Origin of the sequence: Halorubrum sp. CGM5_25_10-8B, from assembly GCF_005435095.1 — an archaeon.
GTDB lineage: Archaea > Halobacteriota > Halobacteria > Halobacteriales > Haloferacaceae > Halorubrum > Halorubrum ezzemoulense.
Genome location: NZ_SGTY01000003.1, coordinates 59,381 through 80,374 on the forward strand (window position 1 = coordinate 59,381; position 20,994 = coordinate 80,374).

General features: G+C 69.2%; 20 protein-coding genes. 12 read left to right on the top strand and 8 right to left on the bottom strand.

Annotation, left to right across the window (positions count from 1 at the left end):
- Window position 1: 1 nt before the first annotated feature.
- Window positions 2–1,483 carry a preprotein translocase subunit SecY gene (secY, locus tag EXE51_RS03430; RefSeq protein WP_049930205.1) on the top strand — a complete coding sequence of 494 codons (1,482 nt, stop codon included), beginning with the start codon at window positions 2–4 and terminating at the stop codon, window positions 1,481–1,483.
- A 511-nt stretch (window positions 1,484–1,994) separates the two neighbouring features.
- Here the strand turns inward: secY and EXE51_RS03435 are convergent.
- Window positions 1,995–2,753, bottom strand: a complete 759-nt coding sequence (locus tag EXE51_RS03435; RefSeq protein WP_049930207.1) for a hypothetical protein — start codon at window positions 2,751–2,753, stop codon at window positions 1,995–1,997.
- Between the two features lie 189 nt (window positions 2,754–2,942).
- Here EXE51_RS03435 and EXE51_RS03440 point away from each other — a divergent pair, with 189 nt between their 5' ends.
- The 3 genes from EXE51_RS03440 to EXE51_RS03450 all read left to right on the top strand — a co-directional run bounded on the left by EXE51_RS03440 (window position 2,943) and on the right by EXE51_RS03450 (window position 6,501).
- A complete protein-coding gene (locus EXE51_RS03440; protein WP_086220159.1) occupies window positions 2,943–4,073 on the top strand; it encodes a tRNA (guanine(26)-N(2))-dimethyltransferase in 1,131 nt (376 codons plus the stop codon).
- 109 nt (window positions 4,074–4,182) lie between these two features.
- Entirely contained in the window at window positions 4,183–5,505 is a 1,323-nt protein-coding gene (locus tag EXE51_RS03445) for a YihY/virulence factor BrkB family protein (RefSeq protein ID WP_094521448.1), read from the top strand.
- 15 nt (window positions 5,506–5,520) lie between these two features.
- On the top strand, window positions 5,521–6,501 hold the full coding sequence (locus EXE51_RS03450; protein WP_049930211.1) for a phosphatase PAP2 family protein: 981 nt from the start codon (window positions 5,521–5,523) through the stop codon (window positions 6,499–6,501).
- 62 nt (window positions 6,502–6,563) lie between these two features.
- Here EXE51_RS03450 and glnA read toward each other — a convergent pair whose 3' ends face one another.
- Window positions 6,564–7,928 (bottom strand): type I glutamate--ammonia ligase, encoded by a 1,365-nt coding sequence (glnA, locus tag EXE51_RS03455; RefSeq protein WP_086216099.1) that lies wholly within the window; start codon window positions 7,926–7,928, stop codon window positions 6,564–6,566.
- Window positions 7,929–8,054: 126 nt separating this feature from the next.
- Between glnA and lrp the strand changes: the two genes are divergently transcribed.
- Window positions 8,055–8,513, top strand: coding sequence for an HTH-type transcriptional regulator Lrp (gene lrp / locus EXE51_RS03460; RefSeq protein WP_008441157.1), 459 nt, complete (start codon window positions 8,055–8,057; stop codon window positions 8,511–8,513).
- 85 nt (window positions 8,514–8,598) lie between these two features.
- Here the strand turns inward: lrp and EXE51_RS03465 are convergent, their stop codons facing one another.
- Together EXE51_RS03465 and gap are read right to left on the bottom strand one after the other, a co-directional pair.
- The gene (locus tag EXE51_RS03465) at window positions 8,599–9,828 is read right to left on the bottom strand and encodes a phosphoglycerate kinase (RefSeq protein WP_089308355.1); all 1,230 of its coding nucleotides are present in this window, start codon (window positions 9,826–9,828) and stop codon (window positions 8,599–8,601) included.
- Window positions 9,829–9,960: 132 nt separating this feature from the next.
- Complete coding sequence (gene gap, locus EXE51_RS03470; RefSeq protein ID WP_049930217.1) at window positions 9,961–11,013, bottom strand: type I glyceraldehyde-3-phosphate dehydrogenase; 1,053 nt, start codon at window positions 11,011–11,013, stop codon at window positions 9,961–9,963.
- Between the two features lie 218 nt (window positions 11,014–11,231).
- Here gap and EXE51_RS03475 point away from each other — a divergent pair, with 218 nt between their 5' ends.
- Window positions 11,232–11,612 carry an Hsp20/alpha crystallin family protein gene (locus EXE51_RS03475; RefSeq protein ID WP_049930219.1) on the top strand — a complete coding sequence of 127 codons (381 nt, stop codon included), beginning with the start codon at window positions 11,232–11,234 and terminating at the stop codon, window positions 11,610–11,612.
- Between the two features lie 33 nt (window positions 11,613–11,645).
- On the opposite strand, the gene EXE51_RS03480 is transcribed toward EXE51_RS03475, so the two are convergent.
- Window positions 11,646–12,545 (bottom strand): RimK family alpha-L-glutamate ligase, encoded by a 900-nt coding sequence (locus EXE51_RS03480; protein ID WP_137692035.1) that lies wholly within the window; start codon window positions 12,543–12,545, stop codon window positions 11,646–11,648.
- A gap of 191 nt (window positions 12,546–12,736) precedes the next feature.
- Window positions 12,737–13,027: a translation initiation factor eIF-1A gene (gene eif1A / locus EXE51_RS03485; RefSeq protein ID WP_004597376.1), complete on the bottom strand. Its 291-nt coding sequence runs from the start codon at window positions 13,025–13,027 to the stop codon at window positions 12,737–12,739.
- A 96-nt stretch (window positions 13,028–13,123) separates the two neighbouring features.
- On the opposite strand from eif1A, the gene EXE51_RS03490 reads away from it, so the two are divergent.
- Window positions 13,124–13,303: a hypothetical protein gene (locus EXE51_RS03490; RefSeq protein ID WP_049930222.1), complete on the top strand. Its 180-nt coding sequence runs from the start codon at window positions 13,124–13,126 to the stop codon at window positions 13,301–13,303.
- Window positions 13,304–13,409: 106 nt separating this feature from the next.
- Window positions 13,410–13,655 (top strand): hypothetical protein, encoded by a 246-nt coding sequence (locus tag EXE51_RS03495; protein WP_089308354.1) that lies wholly within the window; start codon window positions 13,410–13,412, stop codon window positions 13,653–13,655.
- A gap of 1 nt (window position 13,656) precedes the next feature.
- On the opposite strand, the gene EXE51_RS03500 is transcribed toward EXE51_RS03495, so the two are convergent.
- Window positions 13,657–15,375 carry a cryptochrome/photolyase family protein gene (locus tag EXE51_RS03500; RefSeq protein ID WP_089308353.1) on the bottom strand — a complete coding sequence of 573 codons (1,719 nt, stop codon included), beginning with the start codon at window positions 15,373–15,375 and terminating at the stop codon, window positions 13,657–13,659.
- Between the two features lie 112 nt (window positions 15,376–15,487).
- Here EXE51_RS03500 and EXE51_RS03505 point away from each other — a divergent pair, with 112 nt between their 5' ends.
- The 4 genes from EXE51_RS03505 (at window position 15,488) to EXE51_RS03515 (ending at window position 17,542) form a co-directional block, all read left to right on the top strand.
- Entirely contained in the window at window positions 15,488–15,685 is a 198-nt protein-coding gene (locus EXE51_RS03505) for a hypothetical protein (protein ID WP_049930226.1), read from the top strand.
- A gap of 71 nt (window positions 15,686–15,756) precedes the next feature.
- Window positions 15,757–16,734: an aldo/keto reductase gene (locus EXE51_RS03510; RefSeq protein ID WP_089308352.1), complete on the top strand. Its 978-nt coding sequence runs from the start codon at window positions 15,757–15,759 to the stop codon at window positions 16,732–16,734.
- Between the two features lie 97 nt (window positions 16,735–16,831).
- Window positions 16,832–16,987, top strand: coding sequence for a hypothetical protein (locus EXE51_RS17670; protein ID WP_167373081.1), 156 nt, complete (start codon window positions 16,832–16,834; stop codon window positions 16,985–16,987).
- Window positions 16,988–17,107: 120 nt separating this feature from the next.
- Window positions 17,108–17,542, top strand: a complete 435-nt coding sequence (locus tag EXE51_RS03515; protein WP_049930229.1) for a hypothetical protein — start codon at window positions 17,108–17,110, stop codon at window positions 17,540–17,542.
- Between the two features lie 154 nt (window positions 17,543–17,696).
- Here EXE51_RS03515 and EXE51_RS03520 read toward each other — a convergent pair whose 3' ends face one another.
- Window positions 17,697–20,852, bottom strand: a complete 3,156-nt coding sequence (locus tag EXE51_RS03520) for an adenosylcobalamin-dependent ribonucleoside-diphosphate reductase (protein WP_137692036.1) — start codon at window positions 20,850–20,852, stop codon at window positions 17,697–17,699.
- Window positions 20,853–20,994 lie beyond the last annotated feature (142 nt).

Consider the following 20,994-nt stretch of genomic DNA (forward strand, 5'->3'; position numbering starts at 1 on the left):
CATGAGCTGGAAGGAGGCCGCCGAACCGGTGCTCTCGCGGATGCCCGTCGTGGAGCGGCCCGCGGGACACGTCCCGTTCAGACGGAAGCTTACGTGGACGGCCGGAATCCTGATCGTCTACTTCTTCCTGACCAACATCAACCCGTTCGGGTTGGCGGTCGGGCAGGGGTCGGACTTCTTCGGGCAGTTCCGGTCGGTGCTCGCCGGGTCGTCCGGGTCGCTGCTACAGGTCGGTATCGGACCGATCGTCACGGCGTCCATCGTCCTCCAGCTGTTGGGCGGTGCGAACCTCCTCGGGCTCGACACCGAGAACGACCCGCGCGACCAGGTCCTCTATCAGGGCCTCCAGAAGCTGCTGGTGATCATCGTCTCCGCCCTCACGGCGGCGCCGATGGTGTTCACCGGGGGGTTCCTCCCCGCGGACGACGCGGTCGCGAGCGCGCTCGGCATCGGGACGTTCGGCGTTCAGGTGCTGATCTTCGCGCAGATCTTCGTCGGCGGCATCCTCATCCTGTTCATGGACGAGATCGTGAGCAAGTGGGGCGTCGGCTCCGGCGTCGGGCTGTTCATCATCGCGTCGGTGAGCCAGCAGATCGTCGGCGGCTTCTTCAGCTTCTCCGCACTCGGCGCCTCCGGCTTCTTCGCGAGCTGGTACGGCGTCATCTTCGGCGACGTGCCGGTATCGATGTCGCCGTTCACGGCGGAGGGGCTCCAGAATCTCCTCTTCGATCCGGGGAACATTCTGGCGCTTTTCACCACGGTGTTCATCTTCGGGATCGTCGTGTACGCGGAGTCGGTCCGCGTCGAGATCCCGCTGTCGCACGCCCGCGTGAAGGGCGCCCGTGGACGCTTCCCGGTGAAGCTCATCTACGCGTCCGTCCTCCCGATGATCCTCGTTCGCGCGCTGCAGGCGAACATCCAGTTCCTCGGCCAGATCCTCTCCTCGCAGTGGGCGGGGATGCCGGCGATACTCGGGACCTACAGCGAGCAGGGGCAGCCTATCGGCGGGCTGTTCTACTACCTGAACCCGATTCAGAGCCGGGGGCAGTGGATGTGGTTCCTCGGTGAGATACCGGCGTCCGTCGAGCCGTGGATGATCGCGATCCGGCTCGCGATCGACCTCGCGTTCATGATCGTCGGCGGCGCTATCTTCGCGATCTTCTGGGTCGAGACTACCGGCATGGGGCCGGAGGCGACCGCGAAACAGATCCAGAACTCCGGGATGCAGATCCCCGGGTTCCGCCGGAACCCGCAGGTCGTCGAGAAGGTCATGGAGCGGTACATCCCGCAGGTGACCGTCATCGGCGGCGCCCTCGTCGGGCTGCTCGCCGTGATGGCGAACCTGCTCGGCACCATCGGGCAGGTCTCCGGCACCGGGCTACTGCTTGCGGTCTCTATCACGTACAAGCTGTACGAGGAGATCGCCGAAGAGCAGCTCATGGAGATGCACCCGATGATGCGCCAGATGTTCGGCAACGAGTAGCGAACATCCACTCCTTTCCGTTCTTCTTCGACCCTGAGCGACTGCGTCGTACTCAGCAGTCTCCTACCGGGGGGAGTCGAAGTGACCGACTCGGACGGCTTCTTCGAGCAACTCGACGAGACCGAGGCGATCGCCGACGATTAACCGGAATCTATCGAAACACCGGTCGAACAGACGGAAGCGGACGCCCCCCGCGCGGATGCGGATACAACGGCCGGCTCAACGTTCACCGAGCCACGACGACGTACGGGTACCTCCGGTACATCGCCAGCTGTCGATTCCGTCGGTGTAAATTCAAACGACACAGTATCGCGCCGAGTCGGTTCCTGACGCTTCGCGTCGACAACGGATCGAGAACTCGGCGTTAGGGGAGCGACCGGTCGGGTTCGGCCGCTATCGCCCGCGACTTCCGAGGCGTGACCAGATCGGGTTGTTCCGGCTGGTCGCCTTTCGCTCGGAGACGCACCGCTCGGCTCGATCCCACCGAGACCGTCGGCCGCGGTCGCCCCGGCTATACGGCGTCGGACCGATCGCTCGCAGCGGCTTCGTCCGCCGCGTCCTCTTCGTCGTCGCTCATCTCCTCGGCGGCTTCTTCGACCTTTTCTTCGACGGTTTTCTCCACCGTCTCTTCGACCTTCTCGCCGACGGTTTCTTCGACGGTTTTCTCCACCGTCTCTTCGACTTTCTCGCCGACGGTCTCCTCGACGGTCTTCTCTACCGTCTCTTCGACTTTCTCGCCGACGGTCTCCTCGACGGTCTTCTCTACCGTCTCGCCCACGGTCTCTTCGACCTTGCCCGAGACCTCCTCGCTGACCGTGTCGCTGACGTCGTCGGCGACCTCGCCGACCTCCTTGTTGACGGTCTCGCCGACGCTCTTCTCGACCTCCTTGCTCACGGTCTCCTCCACCTTCTCGCCGACCGTCTCCTCGACGGTCTTCTCGACCTCCTTGCTCACCGTTTCGCCGACGGTCTTCTCGACCTCCTTGTTGACCGTCTCACCGACGGTCTTCTCGACCTCCTTGTCGACGGTCTCGCCGACGCTCTCTTCGACCTGTTTCCCGACCTGGTCGGCGACCTCGCGCGTCATCCAGTCCGGATCGAAGCGGGCCATCTTCCACACGACGTGGATCACGTACGACGCGAACACCCCGATCCCGAACGCGATCGCGACGTTGTTCACCTGCGTCGTCGCGATCAACACGATCGACAGGACGATCAGCGCGCCGTACGCGATGTCGGTCGCCGCGTCTACCCGCGCCGGGCTTACCATTCCCGGCCCTCCGTCTCCTCGTCGACCGCGCTCGCCCGCCGCGTGGGATATCCGTTCATACGCTTACCTTGCGAGCCCGCGGCGTAAAAGCCTCCCTCGTTGGGCGTCCGCGCCCCGCGCCCGGAGATCCGGAGCGCACCCCCGGACCCGGAGCGCGACCCTTTTAGGCCGGATGGTCGAATCGAGCGTATGGACATCGAAGAGGGCGGACTCACCGTCTCCGTCCCGGAGGCTCGCGACGGCGCCAGCAAGGGCACCGGCGGCGGCGTCTTCTTCAACCCGACGCAGGAGCTGAACCGCGACGTGACGGTCGCGACGCTGCGCGCCTACCGCGACCGCGAACCGCGCGTCGCCTCGTACCTCGACGCGATGGCCGCCTCCGGGGTCAGGGGGGTCCGCGCCGCCGCGGAGGGGTATCGGGTCACCTGCGCCGACGTCGACGCGGACGCGGTCGAGCTCGCCGCCACGAACCTCGACGCCAACGGCCTCGACGGCGAGGCGGTCCACCGCGACGTCAACGCCCTCCTGTACGACGAGGGGCCGTTCGACGTCGTCGATCTGGACCCGTACGGCACACCGATCCCCTTCGCGGACGCCGCGTTCGCGAACGGGCGCAACCTGGTCTGCGTCACCGCCACCGACACCGCGCCGCTGTGCGGCGCCCACCTCAACAGCGGGATCCGGAAGTACGGCGCGGTCCCGCGCAACACCGACTATCACCCCGAGATGGGGCTCCGAACGCTGATATCCGCCTTGGTGCGGACTGCCGCGCGCTACGACAAGGCGGCGACGCCGATCCTCTCGCACGTCTCCCGTCACTACGCGCGGACCTACCTCGAACTGGAGTCGGGCGCCCGCGCGGCCGACGACTGCCTCGACGGCGTGGGGTACGTCGACCACTGCGAGGACTGCCTCTGGCGCTCGGCGACGCCGGGGCACGTCGCCGACCCGGTCGATGCCTGCCCGGAGTGCGGGAGCGACCGCGTCCTCACGGCCGGTCCGATCTGGCTCGGCCCGGTCGCGGACGCCGACTTCGCGCGCGCCGTCCGCCGCGAGGTGACGGACGACATGGGCGAGGCGAAGCGTGCGCGCAAGCTGCTCGGGACGGTCGCTCGCGAACTCGACACTCCCACGCACTACGACCAGCACCGGCTGTACAAGGAGTGGGGTGAGCCCGCGATCGGGATGGACGAGTTCGTCGAGCGCGTCCGCGGGGCCGGCCACGAGGCGAGCCGCGCGCACTACCGTGGCACGGCGGTGAAGAGCACGGCGTCGATCCCCGAGATGCGCGAGGCGGTCCTCGGCGACGACGCGGACTGACGGGGCCGCGGCCGCGTTCGCTCCCGCCGCGAATTCCACCCCACGAGCGCCCGCCCGCGCCGCGCCCGGCACCCTCCCGCTTTTGTCGCGGTCGGTCGAAACGCGTGACGTGTCTCGACACTCGCGCACCGCGTTCGGGACGGTTCGACGCGTCGCCGACCTCGCGGTCGACAGGCAGGTGACGTTCCTCGCGGCCGCCATCGCCTACTACGCGTTCGTCTCGCTCGTCCCCGCGCTCCTGCTGCTGGTCGTCGTCGCCACCGCCGTCTTCGGCGAGACCATCGCCGCCGAGCTGGTGGCGTCCACGGGCGAGTTCCTCACGCCGGCCGGCGAGGAGGCGGTCGTCGGGGCCGTCTCCTCGGCCGGCGGGCGGACCGGCGCGAGCCTGCTCGGGGTCGGGCTGCTGATCTGGTCGACGCTGAAGGTGTTCCGCGGGCTCGACACGGCGTTCGTCTCGCTGTACGGCGGCGAGGAGGCGCCCGGCCTCCTCAAGCAGGTCGCCGACGCCGCCTCGGTCGTCGTCGGCGTCGGCGTCGGCCTCGGCGTGATGGTCGCCGTGGGCGCGTTCGTCGCGGCCGCGGACGCGCTTCCCCTGATCGAGGCGGCGAGCGTCCTCGCCCTGCCCGCTCTCCTCGCGGTCGTGTTCCTCCCGATGTACTACCTCCTGCCGCAGCCGGCGATCGCCGTCCGCGAGGCGCTGCCGGGCGCGGCGTTCGCGGCGGTCTGCTGGACGCTGCTTCAGGCCGGGTTTCAGGTGTACGCCGCGGGCGCCGCGCAGTACGAGGTGTACGGCGTCATCGGCGGCATCCTCCTGCTGGTCACGTGGCTGTACCTCGCCGCCGTCGTCGTCGTCCTCGGTGGCGTGGTCAACGTGGTGCTCGCCGGGCGGGGGACTGGCGGCGACGACTCCGGGGAGGCCGGGGCCGGCGGTCCCGCCGCCGCGTTCGACGGCACCGACGACGCCGCGGACCGGCAGTTACAACAGGACCGCGACCGACCCACGGGTATGAACGGCGAGTCGGATCCCGAGGGGGACGACGGCGAACGGCCGCGCGGCGCGCCGGACGTCGCCGCCCTCGAAGCGGAGGTCCGGGAGCTGCGGTCGCAGCTCGACGAGTTCGAGGACGACGTGGAACGCCGGACGGTCGACAAACCGGAGGTCGAGTCGGAGCTGAAGCGGTACGTCCGCTCGCGGATGCGCCGCGGCCACGCCCGCGGCTGGGGCCCGTACCTCGTGCTGCTGTACGGGACCGTGCTGACGCTCGCCGCGTTGACCTCCCTCGACGGGATCTACGCGGTCGGCGCCATCGTCGTCCTCGGACTCTCGACGCTCGGCCTGTACACGATCTTCGTCGTCGTCGGTATCGGCCTCAACCTGATCGAAACGCCGGGGAAGGCGCTCGACTACGCCCGCCGCCGCGGCGATGACTGACCGGACGACGGACGCGTGACGGGACTCGTCGCCGCCGAGCGTGGGATCGGCGAGTTCGCCGTCGTCGACGCCCTCCCGGAGGCCGTTGTCGTGGTCTTCGCGGCAGTCACCCACCTCGCGGACCCGTGGCTGCTCTTCGCCATGCTCGCCGTCGGCTACTGGTTCGCGAGCGAGGGGGTCGCGGGCTCGCCGCGCCGCGCCGGCGCCACGGCCATCGCGGCCGTCACCTGCGCGTACGCCGCGACGGCGCTCGGCAAGGCGTGGTTCGCGGCCCCCCGCCCGCCCGGCGCGATGCCCCCGGCGGACGTGCCGACGTGGCTCCCCGCGCTCCTGTCGGGCTGGTACGAGGCGCAGGTGCTCTCGGACGGGTTCGGCTTCCCGAGCGGGCACGCCACCGGCGGCGCGGCGGCGTACCTCGCGCTCGCACTGCTGTACGACCGGCTCTGGACCGACCGCGCTCGCTACCTCGCGGCCGGGGCGGTCGCCGTCGCCGTCGCGGCCTCGCGGGTCGTCATCGAAGTCCACTACCTCGTCGACGTGCTCGCCGGCCTGCTCGTCGGCGCGGGGACCGTCGCCGTTGCCCTGCGGCTCGCCGGCGACCCGCGGGTCCGCGGCTCGCCCGGCACGGACGCGGCGGCCGGACCGACCGCCGATCTGAACCCCGCACCGGCGTTCGCCCTCGCGGCAGTCGTCTCCGCGGGCGCGCTGGCCGTCGCCGTCGCCGGCGGGCACACGGGGGAAGTCGTCGAGGCGGGGATCGGGATCGCCACCGGTGCCGGGGGCGCGATCGGCTGGCGGTTCGTCGACGGCGAGGAGCCGTCGGTCCCGCCCCGCGTCGCCGTCCCCGCGCTCGCGGTCACCGGCGGCCTCTGGGTCGGCGCGTACGCCCTCGCGGGGACGCTACCGGTGACGCTGGTCGCGACGACCGCCGCCGTGGTCGCCGTCGTCGCGCTCCCGGCGCTGTCCGGGCGGATCGAGCGGTCGCTCGCCGAGTGACGCGGCGTCGGAAAAAGTCCCGTCGCGGATCGCGGTCAGGGGCTACTCGACTCGGACCGGGCTCAGAACGTCTCCAGGTAGCGGTCCTCCTCCCACTGCGACACCTGGGTGAGGTACTCGCTGAACTCCTGAGACTTCGCCTCGGCGAACTTCTCGGAGGTGTGCGGGCCGAGCGCCTCCTGGAGCACCTCGTCGGTCTCCAGCTCCTCGACCGCGGCGCCGAGGTTCGGGGGCAGCGTCTCGATGCCGTACTCCTCGCGCTTCGCGTCGTCGAACTCGTAGATGTCCTCGCGGACCGGGTCGCCCGGGTCGGCGCCGGTCTTGATCCCGTCGAGGCCGGCGGCGATGAGCGACGCCATGCCGAGGTAGGGGTTACAGGACGGGTCGGGGCTGCGGACCTCGAAGCGCGCGGAGACGCCCGCGGCGTCCGGGACGCGGACGAGCGCCGAGCGGTTCGTGTCGGACCACGCGACGTAGATCGGGGCCTCGTAGCCGGGCACCAGCCGCTTGTAGGAGTTCACGGTCGGGTTCGTGACCGCCGTGAACGCGGGGGCGTGGTTCAGGATGCCGCCCATGAACTGGTAGGCCGTCTCGCTCAGGTTGAACTCGTCGGAGTCGTCGGCGAAGGCGTTGCCGTCCTCGTCGAACAGCGAGATGTGGCTGTGCATGCCCGAGCCGTTGATGTCGGCGATGGGCTTGGGCATGAACGTCGCGTGGAGGTCGTGCTGCTCGGCGACCGCGCGAACGACGGCGCGGAACGTCGCGATGTTGTCCGCGGTCGTGAGCGCGTCGGCGTACTTGAAGTTGATCTCGTGTTGGCCCTCCGCGACCTCGTGGTGGGAGGCCTCGATCTCGAAGCCCATCTCCTCTAAGGTGAAGATGATCTCCTTGCGCACGTCGGACGCGAGGTCCTTCGGGGCGAGATCGAAGTAGCCGCCGTTGTCGTGCGGGATGGTCGTCGCGTTGCCGTCGTCATCCTTCTCGAACAGGAAGAACTCCGGCTCCGGCCCGATCGAGACGGAGTAGCCCATCTCCTCGGCCTCGGCGAGGACCGACTTCAGGACCTGCCGCGGCCCGCCGACGAACGGCTCGCCGTCGGTGTCGACGATGTCACAGATGAGCCGCGCCGCGCCCGAGTCGCCGTCGTTGCGCCACGGGAGCACCGCGAACGTGTCGGGGTCGGGGACGAGCCGCATGTCCGACTCCTGGATGCGCACGAACCCCTCGATTGAGGAGCCGTCGAAGTAGATGCCTTCGGTGAACGCCTTCTCCGCCTGGTGGGCGGGGACGGAGACGTTCTTCACGACGCCGAGGATGTCAGTGAACTGAAGCCGCAGGAAATCGACGTTCTGCTCCTCGATCTCGTCGAGTACCGCCTGTTCCTCGGCCGTGAGGCCGCCGTCCGGTTTCGCGTGTTCGTCCGTCATGTTCTGGACGTTTGATTCGTTATCTGCCAGTATAAAGGCCTTATCGCTTGGCGCATGAACCGCCGGACAGGCAAAACTGCTGGACGTTCGTAAAATTCTAAACCCCCGAAAGCGTGGTTAGGTGTGATGACGTACGAAAACCTCGACGCGAAGCTCATCAACTCGCTGCTCAGCAACGGCCGCGCGAGTCTCCGGAGCTTGGGCGACGAACTCGACGTATCGGTGACGACCGTTTCGAACCACCTGCGCGACCTCGAAGAGGAAGGCGTCATTCGGGGGTACACGCCCGTCGTCGACTACGACAAGCTCGGCTACGACGTGACCGCCGTGCTCCAGCTCAAGGTCGAAGGGAGCGCGCTACCGGACGTGACCGAGAAGCTGCGGCAGGAGAAACAGATGGTGAGCGTCTACGAGGTCACCGGGGATTACGACGTGATCGCCATCGGGAAGTTTACCGACACGGACGGGATGAACGACCAGATCAAGTCGATCCTCACGGACGCGGACATCAGGGAGTCGAACACGAGCGTCGTCCTCAACGCGGTCACGGAGAACGAGCAGTTCGACCTCGACGTCAAGGAGTAGTTCGGCCGCCGCCGGGGCCCTCTCCGCGCCGCCGACACCTCTCTTCGTACCGGCGCGAGCCGTCCCCGCGCTGCCCGCTGCCGGCTCAGTCTCTCCGCCGCTCCGCCGCCGCCTCCAGCGTCTCCACCGCCGGGAGCGGCTCGCCCGTCAGCGCGCGGATGTACGCGCCGCCCGCGATGGAGACGTGCGAGAAGTCCGCCTCGCTCAGCCCGTACATCTCGATGGCCCGCGAGGTGTCGCCCCCGCCGACGACCGAGAAGCAGTCCGTCTCCGCGATGGCGTCGAGGACGCCCACGGTGCCGTCGGCGAACCGCTCGTCCTCGAAGACGCCGAGCGCGCCCTTCACGAAGACCGCGTCGGACTCGCGGATCGCCGGCTCGTAGTCGGCGACCGTCGTCGCCCCCACGTCGAGGTACCCCGTCTCCTTCTCGCCGATGTCGTCGACGGGGACCTCAGCGCGCTCGCCGTCGGGACCCTCGTACGCAAGGTCGCTCGCGAGGCGGATCGCGTCGCCGCGCTCGTCGAGGACCGACTCGATCAGCTCGCGGTTCCGCTCCCACTGCTCGTCGAAGAGGTCCATCTCGCCCACGTCGCGGCCGACGGGGTGACCCGCGGCGCGGAGGAATAGCTCGCCGGCGACGCCGCCGAGGAGGAAGCGGTCGACGCGGTCGTCGAGGGCGTCCATTACGCCGATCACGTCGGTCGCCTTCGTCCCCCCGACGACCATCGTGACCGGGCCGTCGAACTCGCGGGTCGCGATCGCGGTGTTCGCCTCGTACTCCGTCTCCATCACGCGGCCCGCGTACGCGGGGAGGACGAGCGGGAAGCCGACGAGCGAGGCGTGCTTCCGGTGGGCCGCCGAGTAGGCGTCGTTGACGTACGCGTCGAACAGCGGCGCGAGCGTCCGGACGAACTCCGTCTCGGCCTTCTCTTCGGGCGACGCCTCCGGAAGCTCGTCGTCGCACATCCGCGTGTTCTCCAGCAGGAGGATCTCTCCCGCGTCGAGCGCGTCGATCGCCTCCAGCGCCTCGTCGCCGTACGTGTCGGCCACGAACCCAACGTCGCGGCCGACGCGGTCGGCGAGGATCTCGGCGTGGCCGCCGAGGGACGTGAAGTCGTCGCGACCGGGTCGGCCCTGATGAGCCAGCAGGACGACGCGGTGTCCCGCCTCGGCCAGCTCGCGGACGGTCTCCGCGTGGCGCTCGAAGCGGCGGTTGTCCTGCGGTGTTCCGTCCTCGATGGGCGAGTTGAGGTCCAGTCGGACGAGGACGCGCGAGTCTGCCGAGAGGTCGTCGAGGGTGTTGAACGCGGGCATGGGTGAGGAGTCGTCGATGAGCTCGTTAAGCGGTTGCGCTCCGGGGGAACGTTGCCGTCCGAAGGTCCGTCCCGTCGAACGGGCGGTGCGTGTCGAGCGCGTCGGTCCCGACGCGCCAGACGAACCGGCCGTCTACGCCTCGTCGTGGACGTACGCGGCCATGTCGAGCAGCCGGTTCGAGAAGCCGTACTCGTTGTCGTACCAGGTGAGGATCTTCAGCAGCTTCCCGCCGGCGATGACGTTCGTCGACTGGAGGTCGACGTAGCTGGAGAACGGGAGGCCGACGATGTCGGAGGAGACGACCTCGTCGTCGGTGTAGCCGAGAACGCCCGCGAGCGGACCGGAGTCGGCGGCTTCGCGGAAGGCGGCGTTGACCTCCTCCTCGGTGACGGTCTCGTCGAGGCTGACGACGAACTCGGTGAGGGAGCCGGTCGGGACCGGGACGCGCATCGCCATGCCATCGATCTTCCCCTCCAGCTGCGGGAGGACCTTCTGCGCCGCGCCCGCGGCGCCCGTCGAGGTGGGAACGATGTTCTCGGCAGCCGCGCGGCCGCGGCGACGCTTGCTCATCGGGCCGTCGATGAGGCTCTGCGAGCCCGTGTAGGCGTGGACGGTGGTGAGGGTACCGGCGTCGATGCCGAACTCCGCGTCGAGCACCTTCGCGACCGGCGTGATGGAGTTCGTCGTACAGGAGGCGTTCGAGATCACGTCGTCGCCCTCGTACTCGTCGTGGTTGACGCCGTAGACGAGCTGTTTGACCGGCTTGTCGCCCTTCGGAGGCGCAGAGATGATCACGGTGTCGGCGCCGCCGTCGAGGTGCGCGCTCGCGTCGTCGCGGGTGCGGAAGACGCCCGTACACTCTAGGGCGACGTCGACGTCGAGCTCGTCCCACGGGAGGTCGGCGGGGTCCTGAACGTTGAACAGCGGGACGGCCGTGTCGCCGACCGTCAGCTCATCGCCGTCGCGTTCGACGCCGTCGAGACGACCCATGACGGTGTCGTACTTCGCGAGATACCCCATGTCGTCGAAGTCCATCACGTCGTTGATCCCGACGAGTTCGATCCGCGGGCTCTCTAACACCGCGCGGAACACGTTGCGCCCGATGCGACCGAAGCCGTTGAGCCCCACCCGCACGACCTCGTCGTCGCTCACGTCGTCACCGGCCGCCAGATTCGATTTACTCATATTCGAAAAAGCCGAGCCGCAACTACTTAAATCCGGCCCAGTCGCGGCGAGACCGTCATAATCGTTGGAATTTGTTACGGCCGGTGTCGCGTCTCGCGGCCGAGGGCCGGCGACGGCGGTCGCTCGTCGTCCGCCGGATCGCTGCTTTCCCGCGGCGGATAGCGGCCGATACGGCGACCGACAGAAGGCTTATCGGGGTCACCGACCTCACGGAAGGTATGGACAGAGACGACCGCGACGATCCGTTCGGAGACTTCTTCGAGGAGATCGAGCGGATGATGAACGAGATGGCCACCGGCGACGCTCCGTCGGCCGACGACGCCGGGTTCGGCTCCGACACCCACGTCGACGCGTACACCACCGAGGAGTCGGTGCGGCTCGTCGCCGACCTCCCCGCCGTCTCGAAGGAGGACCTCTCGCTCCGCTGTGACGGCGACGCGCTCACCATCTCCGCGGTCTCCGACCGGCGCGAGTACGACGAGACGGTCGACCTCCCCGCGCCCGTCGACGAGCACTCCGCCGACGCGACGTTCAACAACGGCGTCCTCGAGGTCTCGTTCGACCGCGACGAGGACAGCGCGTCGATCGACCTCGTCTGAGCCGGCCCGCCTCCCGGGGCTCGCTCGCTCTCCTCACTCCTCCTCGGCGGTCCGCCGGACGAGCGCCGCGAACCGGTCGTAGAAGCCGTCCTCGTACTTCGTCGCGGCGTCGACCGTCGGCCGCGCGTTCGTCTCGTTGACGACGAGCCGGTCGTCGGTCGCGAGCAGGTCGACGCCGAGGTAGTCGATCCCCAGCGCCGCGGCCGCGCGCTCCGCGAGGTCGCGCGCTCGCGGATCGAGGTCGACGCCGCGAGCGGTCGCACCGCGGTGGACGTTGTGTTTCCACCGGCCGGCCGCGAGCGCGTCGGCGTCGAGTTCGCGTTCCACCGCCCCGGCGTACGCGCCGTCGACGACCATCGCGCGGTAGTCGCGCGCGTCGGGAAGGTACTCCTGAAGCAGGAACGACTTGTCGCCGGTCGCGCGGTAGTCGTGGATCAGGTTCAGGTAGTCGACGACGCCCAGCAGCGAGTCGAGGTCGGTCGCGGTCGCGACGCCCACCCCGCGGGTCGCGGAGTTCGGCTTCACGACGACCGGGTAGGAGAACTCGCTCGCGGCGTCGACGACGACCGACTCGTCGACGGGGTTCGACACGAGCGTCGTCTTCGGCGTCGGGAGGCCGGCGGTGGAGAGCGTCGCCAGCACGCCGGCCTTGTTGCGCGAGGTCACGACCGCGTCGCGGCCGTTCACCCACGGCACGCCCAGCCGCTCGTCGACGACCGCGCCCTCCATGAGCCGGGTGGGGTAGACGAGGCCGACGTCGAAGTCGGCGAACTCGTCGGGGTCGCCCGCGCCGTCTCGCGCCGCCGCGCCGCCCGAGACGCGCAGCGCTCGCTCTTTCGCTCGGACGTGACCGACGTCGATGCCGCGGTCCGCGAGGGGCCCGCGCACGCGCTCGAACGTCTCCGCGTCGGTGGTCATCGCGAGCCGGAGCATAACCGTGTTGGGGGCCGTTCGGACTTAAAAACGGCGCGAGCGGAACGACGGCAGCGACGCGTTCCGACGGCCGGTGACGCGTGCCTCGCGGCCGGGGACTCGGAGGCGTTCACCGTCGATTCGCAGTCTGATACGTACGAATAAGCGGTCGAGGTGTCGGCGAGGTCTCCCGTCGATACGCGCGAAGCGACCTATTGGAGGTGGCCTTCCTCGCGGAGCTGTTCGGCCTCGCTCTTCTCGTAGCGCCACGAGATGTCGGCCTTCTCGTCCTGCCAGTCCCACGGCTCGACGAGGACGATGTCGTCTTCGCGGATCCACACGCGCTTTTGCATCCGGCCGGGGATGCGCGCGGTCCGCTGTTTCCCGTCCGCGCAGCGCACCTTGACGCGGTTCGCGCCGAGCATCTCGACGACCTCCGCGAACACCTCGTCGTCGTCGGGCATCCGGAGGTCGTTCCGACCGCCGCCGTCTCCGTTGCTCATGCGTACGCGGTGATACGCGCTCGCGGAAATAAAAGGGCCGCTCTCCGCCGGGACCGAAACGGCCCTTTTACCTCCGGGGACCGCCGAGGCGACGACATGCGTGACACGCTCGGACTCGAAGGCATCGCCGGCGTCCTCGTCGTCCTCGTCGGTATCGGTATCCTGACCCTCCGCGATCCGGTCGTCGCCGGCGCCCTGATGGTCGTGCTCGCCGGTCTCGCGCTGATCGCGAAGGGGCTCGTCGACACCGCCATGCGATCGTTCGGGCTGAAGTGAACCCTCGGCGGCGGTCCGACCGACTCCGGACGAGCGGCCGTCCGCTCGACGCGGCGTTCACCGTGGTCCCGAAAGAGTCATAATCGCCGACCGTCCCTCACCGGGTATGGTCGAAGTACCTGCCGTCGCGGTCGAACTCGTCGAACTCCTCGCCGCTGCCGTCGGCGCCGGCGCGGCCGCCGCGGTCGGCGTCGTGCTCGAACAGTTCGGGCTCTCCGCCGTCTCCGGCGGCGATCTCGTCCTCGGCGCGTGGGCCGTCGGCATGGGACTGATCGCGCTGTACGTCGGCCTCGTCGGTCTCGGCTACGAGCAGGCGCTCCCGCGGCTGCGCCGCCTCGCGAGCGGCGAGTAACTCACAGGTCCCCGTCCGCGGCGAGTTCGCGCACTCGGTCGGCGCGCTCGCGGATCGCCGCCCACTCCTCGTCGTCCTTCTTGTCGACGTGCGAGTACATCAGCCCCATTCGCCCGGTGCCGCGGAGCGTCTCCTCGTTCTCCTTCAGGAAGTCCCAGTAGAGCGCGTTGAACGGGCAGGCCCCGTCGCCCGTGGTCCGCGAGACGGCGTACGGGCAGTCGGCGCAGTGGTCGCTCATCCGGTTGACGTAGCTCCCCGAGGAGGCGTACGGCTTCGAGGAGAGCACGTCCGTGCCGAACGACCCCATCGCGACGACGTTCGGCGTCGTCACCCAGTGGTAGGCGTCGACGAAGCCGAGGTGGAACCACTCGTTCACGTCGGCGGGGTCGGCGCCGTACACGAGCGCGAAGTTCGACAGCACCATCAGCCGCTCGATGTGGTGGGCGTAGCCGAACTCGCGGACGTGCCCGACCGCCTCCGAGAGACACCGCATGTCCGTCTCGCCGTCCCAGTAGGCGGGGGGAAGCTCCCGGTCCTGTTCCAACTGATTCGCCTCCGCGAGCTCCGGCATCGCCTCGCGGTAGACGTGGCGCATGAACTCCCGCCAGCCGATCACCTGCCTCACGAACCCTTCTACGGCGTTGAGCGGGACGGGGGCGGGCTCGTTGCCCCCGGCCGCTCTGCCCCCGGTCGCTCCGTCCTCGCCGTCCGCCGCGTCCCCGCCGAACTCGTCGAGCGAGGTCGCCGTCCCGCCCGCGTCGCCGTGGTCGTCTGGGTCGTACGCGCCGGGCTCGACCCCCCGCTCCTCGTAGGCGCGCTCGACCGCCCGCACCGGCTCGCGCGGGTCGAGCAGCCCGAGGTTGATCGCCGGCGACAGCAGCGAGTGCGAGAGGAACGGCTCGCCGCCGACCATCGCGTCCTCGTACCGTCCGAACGCGGGCAGCCCGTCGCGGACGAACCGGTCGAGCGCCTCGCGGGCCTCTGCCCGCGTGACCGGCCACGCGAACCCGTCGAGCGCGTCGTTCCCCCACGTGTCGAACCGGTCGCACACCCACGCGTGGGTCTCGCGGGTCAGCTCGTCCGGCTCGAACGTCGGCCGCCCCGGCGGTTCCCAGTCCTCCGGCGGCGTCTCCTGATTCAGGTCGTCGTAGTTCCACTCCCCGCCGACCGGCTCGCCGTCGTCCATCAGCACGCCCGTCTCGCGACGGACGTGCCGGTACCAGTGCTCCTGCCGGTAGGTGCGCTCCGCGGCCCCGTCGGCGCCGATCTCGGTCCCCTCGTCGCCGGCCCACTCGCGCCAGTCCGCCGGCGTCGTCCAGAACAGCTCGTTGTCGACGAGTTCGAGGGTGCCGCCGCGCTCGGCGACCAGCCCGCGGAGCCGCTCGCCGGCGCCGTGGCTCGCGGGGCGCATGAGCCGCAGGCGCGGCCCGTCGTCGTCCTCGCCGTCGTTCGCCTCGGCCGCCCGACCAGCGAAGAACTCGTCGAGCCCCTCGCCGAACGACTCCGCCTGAACGTACGTCACGTCGTGGCCGCGATCGCGGAGGTCGTCGCGGAAGTGCCGCATCGCCGAGAACACGAGCGTCAGCTTGTGGGCGTGGTACGGCTTCCGGTCGGCGAACCCGTGCGCTTCGATCAGGAGGACCTCGTCGGCCGCGTCGAGGGCGTCGAGGTCGGGGTTGAGCTGGTCACCGAGCAGCCAGCAGGTCGTCCGGTCGCTCACGGGACGAATAACGCTCCCGAGTCTCATAGCTCCGGCGGCGTCGCTCGGCCGCGACCTCCCGGAACGACGCGTCACCCGCGGACTTTTGTCGGCCCCCCGTGTCGGGCGAGCCATGGACGAGATCCTCACGAACTGGCTGCTCGGCCTCATCGCCGCCCTCCTCGCCGTGCTGGTGCTCGACTCGACCGGACAGTCCTTCCTCGCGCCGCTCTCGCCGGTCGCGAACGTGCTCGCGCTCGTGACGTTCCTCGCGTTCGTCATCCTCACCGGGGCGTTCCTCGTGTACACGGCGTCGTTCCGGGACCTCTGATCCCCGCCTCGGGCCGAGCCCGTCGCTGCCGCCGCGCGTAGCTTTTTGTTCCGCCTCGAACTGGTGCGCGTATGGAGTACACCACGCTCGGCTCCACTGGCACCACCGTCTCGAAGATCTGTCTCGGCTGTATGAGCTTCGGCGACCCGGACTGGCGCGAGTGGGTGCTCGACGAGGAGGCGGGCCGCGAGCTCGTCGACCGCGCCGTCGAACTCGGCGTGAACTTCTTCGACACCGCCAACATGTACTCGAACGGCGCGAGCGAGCGCGTCCTCGGTGACGCCCTCGGCGAATACGACCGCGAGGAGTTCGTCGTGGCCACGAAGGGGTACTTCCAGATGGACGAGTCGAACCCGAACTCGGGCGGCCTCTCCCGGAAGGCCATCGAGCAGGAGCTGTCGAACTCCCTCGACCGGCTCGGCATGGAGACGGTCGACCTCTATCAGATCCACCGCTGGGACGACGACACGCCGATCGAGGAGACGCTCGCCGCGCTCGACGACGCGGTGCGACGGGGCGACGTGCGACACGTCGGCGCCTCCTCGATGTGGGCCCATCAGTTCGCCGAGGCGCTCCACGCGAGCGACCGCGAGGGGTACGAGCGGTTCGCCACGATGCAGAACCACTACAACCTCGCCTACCGCGAGGAGGAGCGCGAGATGCTCCCGCTGTGCGAGAAGGAGGGAATCGGCGTGATGCCGTGGAGCCCCCTCGCGCGCGGCTACCTGACGCGCCCGCACGAGGAGGTCGACGCCACCCTCCGCGGCGAGACCGAGGAGCACCTCTACGCGCACCCCTACCGCGAGGGCGGCGGGCGGGCGGTCAACGAGCGAGTCGAGGAGCTCGCCGCGGAGGAGGGCGTGAAGATGGCGCAGATCGCGCTCGCGTGGCTGTTCCACAAGGAGTGGGTCGACACGCCCATCGTCGGCACGACGAGCGTCGAACACCTCGAAGACGCGGTCGAGGCGCTCGACGTCAACCTCTCCGATTCCGACGTGGAGTGGCTCGAAGAGCCGTACGAGCCGGTCCGCGTCTCCGGTCACGAGTGACGGCGGAGCGTGACTCCGGCTGTGCGCTCGGCGACCTAAATCGTGTTTTAGGAATATGTCGATAAGTCATTTGTATGCTAGTGAATGTCACACTCATATGGTCGACGACACCGACCGAACCCCGACCCGGTCGAGGACGGAGTACGCTCGCACCCGGATCCGGTGTCCGAACTGCGGCGACCGCGTGCCTGCGGCCGGCCGGGACACGGACTCGGCGGAGTGCCCGAACTGCCACCGGCTGATTCGGACCTGACGCCGGCTCGGGGCCGCCGGCGGAGCGCCGGTCCGACACCGCCGCCCGCCGGCTATTTATAAACACACCGTCGCGGGCGCCACGACAACCCTTTTCGGCGGCGCCGCCGAACCGTGGCGCATGGCAGACGACGACGCCACCGACCCCGAGAACGGCGAGGGCGGCGAACAGAGCGACGGCGACGACGGCGAGGAGAAGTCGTTCCGCGAGCGCGTCGAGGAGATCCGGGAGCGACGCGAGCAGGAGCGCGAGGAGGGCGACCGGCCCGACCCGGAGGAGATGATGGGCGGCGGCGGCCCGCCGGGGATGGGCGGTGGCGGCGGCGGCAACCCCTTCGCGCAGATGATGTCCGGCATGATGGGCGGCGGCGGCCCCGGCGGCGCGGGCGGCCCGCCCGGCATGGGCGGCGGTCCCGGCGCGGGCGCAGAGCAGGGCGCCCGCGGCGACGACGGCGGCAACGAGGAGCTCGTCCGCGAGGTGCGCCAGCTCCGCGACGAGGTCCGCGACGCCACCCGCCAGCTCCAGCGCATCGCGCAGGCGCTCGAAGACGACTGAGCCGACGGTAATCTCTTTTCGGTCCCGACCGCTCCACCTGACCCGAACAGCGTCACGCTCGTCTATCGACCGGTAGTGAACGCGCGCGGAAGCGTCAACGACCCGCAGAAAACCGCGCCGTCGACCGCGCGCTACCGACGTTCGGGCCGCCCGGCTAACACTCCGACCAGCCGCACGACTCGCACGTCTTACAGCCCTCGGAGTAGTAGAGGTTCATCCCGCCGCACTCGGGACACTCGGGCGACTCGCCCGCCGCGATGAGCTGCTGGGTCGAGTCGTCGGCGCCGGCCGCGTCGTCCTCGCCCGTCGGAGCGGTCCCGCTCGGGGCGCCGGTCGCCGCGCCGGCGTCGACCGCGCCGCCGTCGGTCTGGCTCGGCGGACTCGCGCTCGACGCGGCCTCCCCGACGTCGTCGAGGCTCTGCTGTTGAGGGATCCCCTTGTCGACGTCGTCGTCGAGGTAGCGCCGCAGCGCGGTGCCGATGGCGTCCGGGATCGACTGGATCTGCTCGCCCTTGTCCCAGGCGACCTTCGGGCTCCGGGTGCCCTGGAGCTCGTCGACGATCTCCTCGGGGTCGACGCCGGAGCGCAGCGCCGTCGAGATGACCTTCGCGAGCGCCTCGGTGAAGGAGTTGGTGTAGCCGCCGGAGTGGCCGATGTTCGCGAACAGCTCGAACGGTCGACCGTTCTCGTCCTCGTTGATGGTGACGTACAGCTTGCCGTAGCCCGTCTCGACCCGCTGGGTGACGCCCGACAGCGAGTCGGGGCGCGGGCTGCGCTCGCTGTAGTCGATCCGGGGCTGCTCGGTCGCTTCGAGCAGGTCCGCGACCTCCGCGTCGATCGCCGCGCGGACGTCCTTGTTGTCGAGGAACGCCTCGACGCCGCCGAAGACCTCGTTGATCTGCTCGACGATGGTCTCCGCGGCCTCGCTCTCGTCGGCGAACTCCGTGTTCTGCGCCCGCGTCGTGAGCACCTGCTTCGAGCGGGTGCCGTCGCGGTAGTAGGTGACGCCCTTCCCGCCGTTCTCGTAGATGTACTCGAAGACCTCCTTGGCGTCGCCCAGCGTCGAGTCGTTGGGCGCGTTCACGGTCTTCGAGATGGCGGAGTCGACGCCCTTCTGACAGGCGACCTGGACGCCGGCGTGGTCCTTCGCCGAGAGGTCGCCGGTGACGACGAACAGCTCGCCGATGGCGTCCGGGACGGTGTCGAGCCCCTCGACGCCGTCGAACGCGTTTTCGGCCATCTGCGCCTGCGCCTCGCGCTTGACGGCCTCGACGTCGACGTCGTTGGCCTCCAGCGTGCGCAGGAAGTAGTCGTCGAACTCGACGAGCATCTCGTCGCCCTGGACGTCGTCGGAGACGTTCTTGTAGTAGGCGACGTTGTAGATCGGCTCGCAGCCGCCGGTCGTGTTACCGATCATCGACGTCGTGCCCGTGGGGGCGATCGTCGTCGTGTTGTGGTTCCGGATCGGGAAGCCGTCCGCCCACTCGTCGGCGTCGAGCCCGGTGAAGTGCTCGAACCAGTCGCGGTGCTCGGTCGGGTTCGCGTACTTCGAGTCCGCCCAGTCGTTGAACGTCCCGCGCTCCTCGGCGAGATCGTGGGAGGCAAGCTTCGACTCGTGGTTGATGTGGGTCATCAGCTGCCGGGCGATCTCGTTGCCCGACTCGGAGCCGTAGCGGACGCCGAGCTGGACGTACAGCTGCGCGAGCCCCATGATTCCGAGCCCGATCTTCCGCATGTCGCGGACCTTCTCCTCGATCTCGTCGACCGGGAAGTCGGACATCGTGACGACGTTCTCGAGGAAGCGAGTGCCGTACGCGATCCGCTCTTCGAACTCCTCGAAGTCGATCGCCTCTTCGAGGAACGCCTCGACTGCGGCCGCCTCGGAGTCGTACTCGTCGGCGTGCTCGTCCGACCAGACGCGCCAGTCGGGCGCGTCGAGGTCCGCGAGCGTCGAGAGGTTGATGTGGCCGAGGTTACAGGCCTCGTACTCCTCTAACGGCTGCTCGCCGCAGGGGTTCGTCGCGAGAATCTGGTGCTCCGGGTGCTCCTCCACGTCGAAGGAGTGCTCCTTGTTGATCCGTTCGAGGTAGACGACGCCCGGCTCCCCGTTCTCGTGGGCGCCCTGGATCATGTGATCCCAGATCTCCGCCGCCGGGACGGAGAGCTCCTCGCCGACCTCGACGTGCTCGCCGAGCCCGAACATGTCGTAGAGCTCTTTCGTCTCCGGGGTGGCGACGTGGGGCTCCTCGGTGCGGGGGTTGGTGAAGGTGAACTCCTCGTCGTTCGCCAGCGCCTCCATGAAGTCGTCGGTGACGCCGACGCTGATGTTGAAGTTCGAGAGGTGTCCCTCGACCGCGTTCCGGAGGTGCTCGGGCACCTTGCCGTCCTCGTCGATGAGCTCGCGGGCCTCCTCCAGCGCGTCCGCGAAGGAGTTGTGCGTGAAGTCGTCGGGGTCGTTGAGCCGCAGCGAGTGGGCCAGCGAGACGTCCTTGTTCTTCGCGTGGATGAACTGGATCACGTCCGGGTGCGAGATGCGCATGACGCCCATCTGGGCGCCGCGGCGCGCGCCGCCCTGCGCGATCGTCTCGCACATCTGGTCGAACGTCCGCATGAACGTGATCGGCCCGGAGGCGATGCCGCCGGTGGAGCCGACGGAGTCGCCGTACGGCCGGAGCTTCCAGAACGCGTACCCCATGCCGCCGCCGGACTGGAACACCTCGGCCGCCTCCTTGGCGGTCTGGTGGATGTCGGTGATGTCGTCGCCCGGCGAGTCGACGAAGCAGGCGGAGAGCTGCTGGAGCTCGTCGCCGGCGTTCATCAGCGTCGGGGAGTTCGGCATGAAGGAAAGCGACTCCATCCCCTGTCGGAACGTCTCGGCGGTCGCCTCGACGTGGTCGCGCACCCCGTCGGGGAGCTCGGGAACGACCGTCTCGTACGCGAACTTGTTGACGTTGTGGGCCGTGAGCGTCGCCTCCGCGTCGTCGTCGGCCGTCGTGCCCGCGCCGAACACGTCCTCGGCGAGCTCGTCGCGCCGCGGGTGGTCGGGCTTCAGCTGGTCGGGCGTGACGGTGACCTCGACGCCCTGGTTTTCAGCCTCGAAGACGGCCTCCGCGAGCGCGACGTTTCGCGCGACGCGGTCGAAGAGTTCCTCCTGGTCTTCGATCGGTTCGCCGTCCGCGTTCTTCCGGAGGTAGCGCGCGGGCAGGATGTTCTGGTAGGCGTTGCCCGTGAGGCGCTCCTCCATCGTCTCGCCCGTGGTTCGTTTGATCGGCAGTTCGACTCCGTCGGCGGAGACGCCGTCGCTGCTCATTCGGCGGCCACCCCGCTGGCTTTGCGTGGAATATGGATCATCTGTAGTGTTGGTGTACTGGCGAGGCGGGCCCTTGTACGTTCGGATGTTCGGCCCCGCCCGGCTTCTACATGTCCGATTCGGTATGTAACGTCTCTCCGGT

Bases quoted from the DNA above. Each gene is read 5' to 3' on its own strand.
- EXE51_RS03490 (WP_049930222.1), top strand. From the start codon at position 13,124: ATGCGTGACACGCTCGGACTCGAAGGCATCGCCGGCGTCCTCGTCGTC.
- EXE51_RS03520 (WP_137692036.1), bottom strand. From the start codon at position 20,852: ATGAGCAGCGACGGCGTCTCCGCCGACGGAGTCGAACTGCCGATCAAA.
- eif1A (WP_004597376.1), bottom strand. From the start codon at position 13,027: ATGAGCAACGGAGACGGCGGCGGTCGGAACGACCTCCGGATGCCCGAC.
- secY (WP_049930205.1), top strand. From the start codon at position 2: ATGAGCTGGAAGGAGGCCGCCGAACCGGTGCTCTCGCGGATGCCCGTC.
- EXE51_RS03480 (WP_137692035.1), bottom strand. From the start codon at position 12,545: ATGCTCCGGCTCGCGATGACCACCGACGCGGAGACGTTCGAGCGCGTG.
- EXE51_RS17670 (WP_167373081.1), top strand. From the start codon at position 16,832: ATGGTCGACGACACCGACCGAACCCCGACCCGGTCGAGGACGGAGTAC.
- EXE51_RS03510 (WP_089308352.1), top strand. From the start codon at position 15,757: ATGGAGTACACCACGCTCGGCTCCACTGGCACCACCGTCTCGAAGATC.
- EXE51_RS03435 (WP_049930207.1), bottom strand. From the start codon at position 2,753: ATGGTAAGCCCGGCGCGGGTAGACGCGGCGACCGACATCGCGTACGGC.
- EXE51_RS03505 (WP_049930226.1), top strand. From the start codon at position 15,488: ATGGACGAGATCCTCACGAACTGGCTGCTCGGCCTCATCGCCGCCCTC.
- glnA (WP_086216099.1), bottom strand. From the start codon at position 7,928: ATGACGGACGAACACGCGAAACCGGACGGCGGCCTCACGGCCGAGGAA.
- EXE51_RS03465 (WP_089308355.1), bottom strand. From the start codon at position 9,828: ATGCCCGCGTTCAACACCCTCGACGACCTCTCGGCAGACTCGCGCGTC.
- gap (WP_049930217.1), bottom strand. From the start codon at position 11,013: ATGAGTAAATCGAATCTGGCGGCCGGTGACGACGTGAGCGACGACGAG.
- EXE51_RS03475 (WP_049930219.1), top strand. From the start codon at position 11,232: ATGGACAGAGACGACCGCGACGATCCGTTCGGAGACTTCTTCGAGGAG.
- EXE51_RS03495 (WP_089308354.1), top strand. From the start codon at position 13,410: ATGGTCGAAGTACCTGCCGTCGCGGTCGAACTCGTCGAACTCCTCGCC.
- EXE51_RS03515 (WP_049930229.1), top strand. From the start codon at position 17,108: ATGGCAGACGACGACGCCACCGACCCCGAGAACGGCGAGGGCGGCGAA.
- lrp (WP_008441157.1), top strand. From the start codon at position 8,055: ATGACGTACGAAAACCTCGACGCGAAGCTCATCAACTCGCTGCTCAGC.
- EXE51_RS03440 (WP_086220159.1), top strand. From the start codon at position 2,943: ATGGACATCGAAGAGGGCGGACTCACCGTCTCCGTCCCGGAGGCTCGC.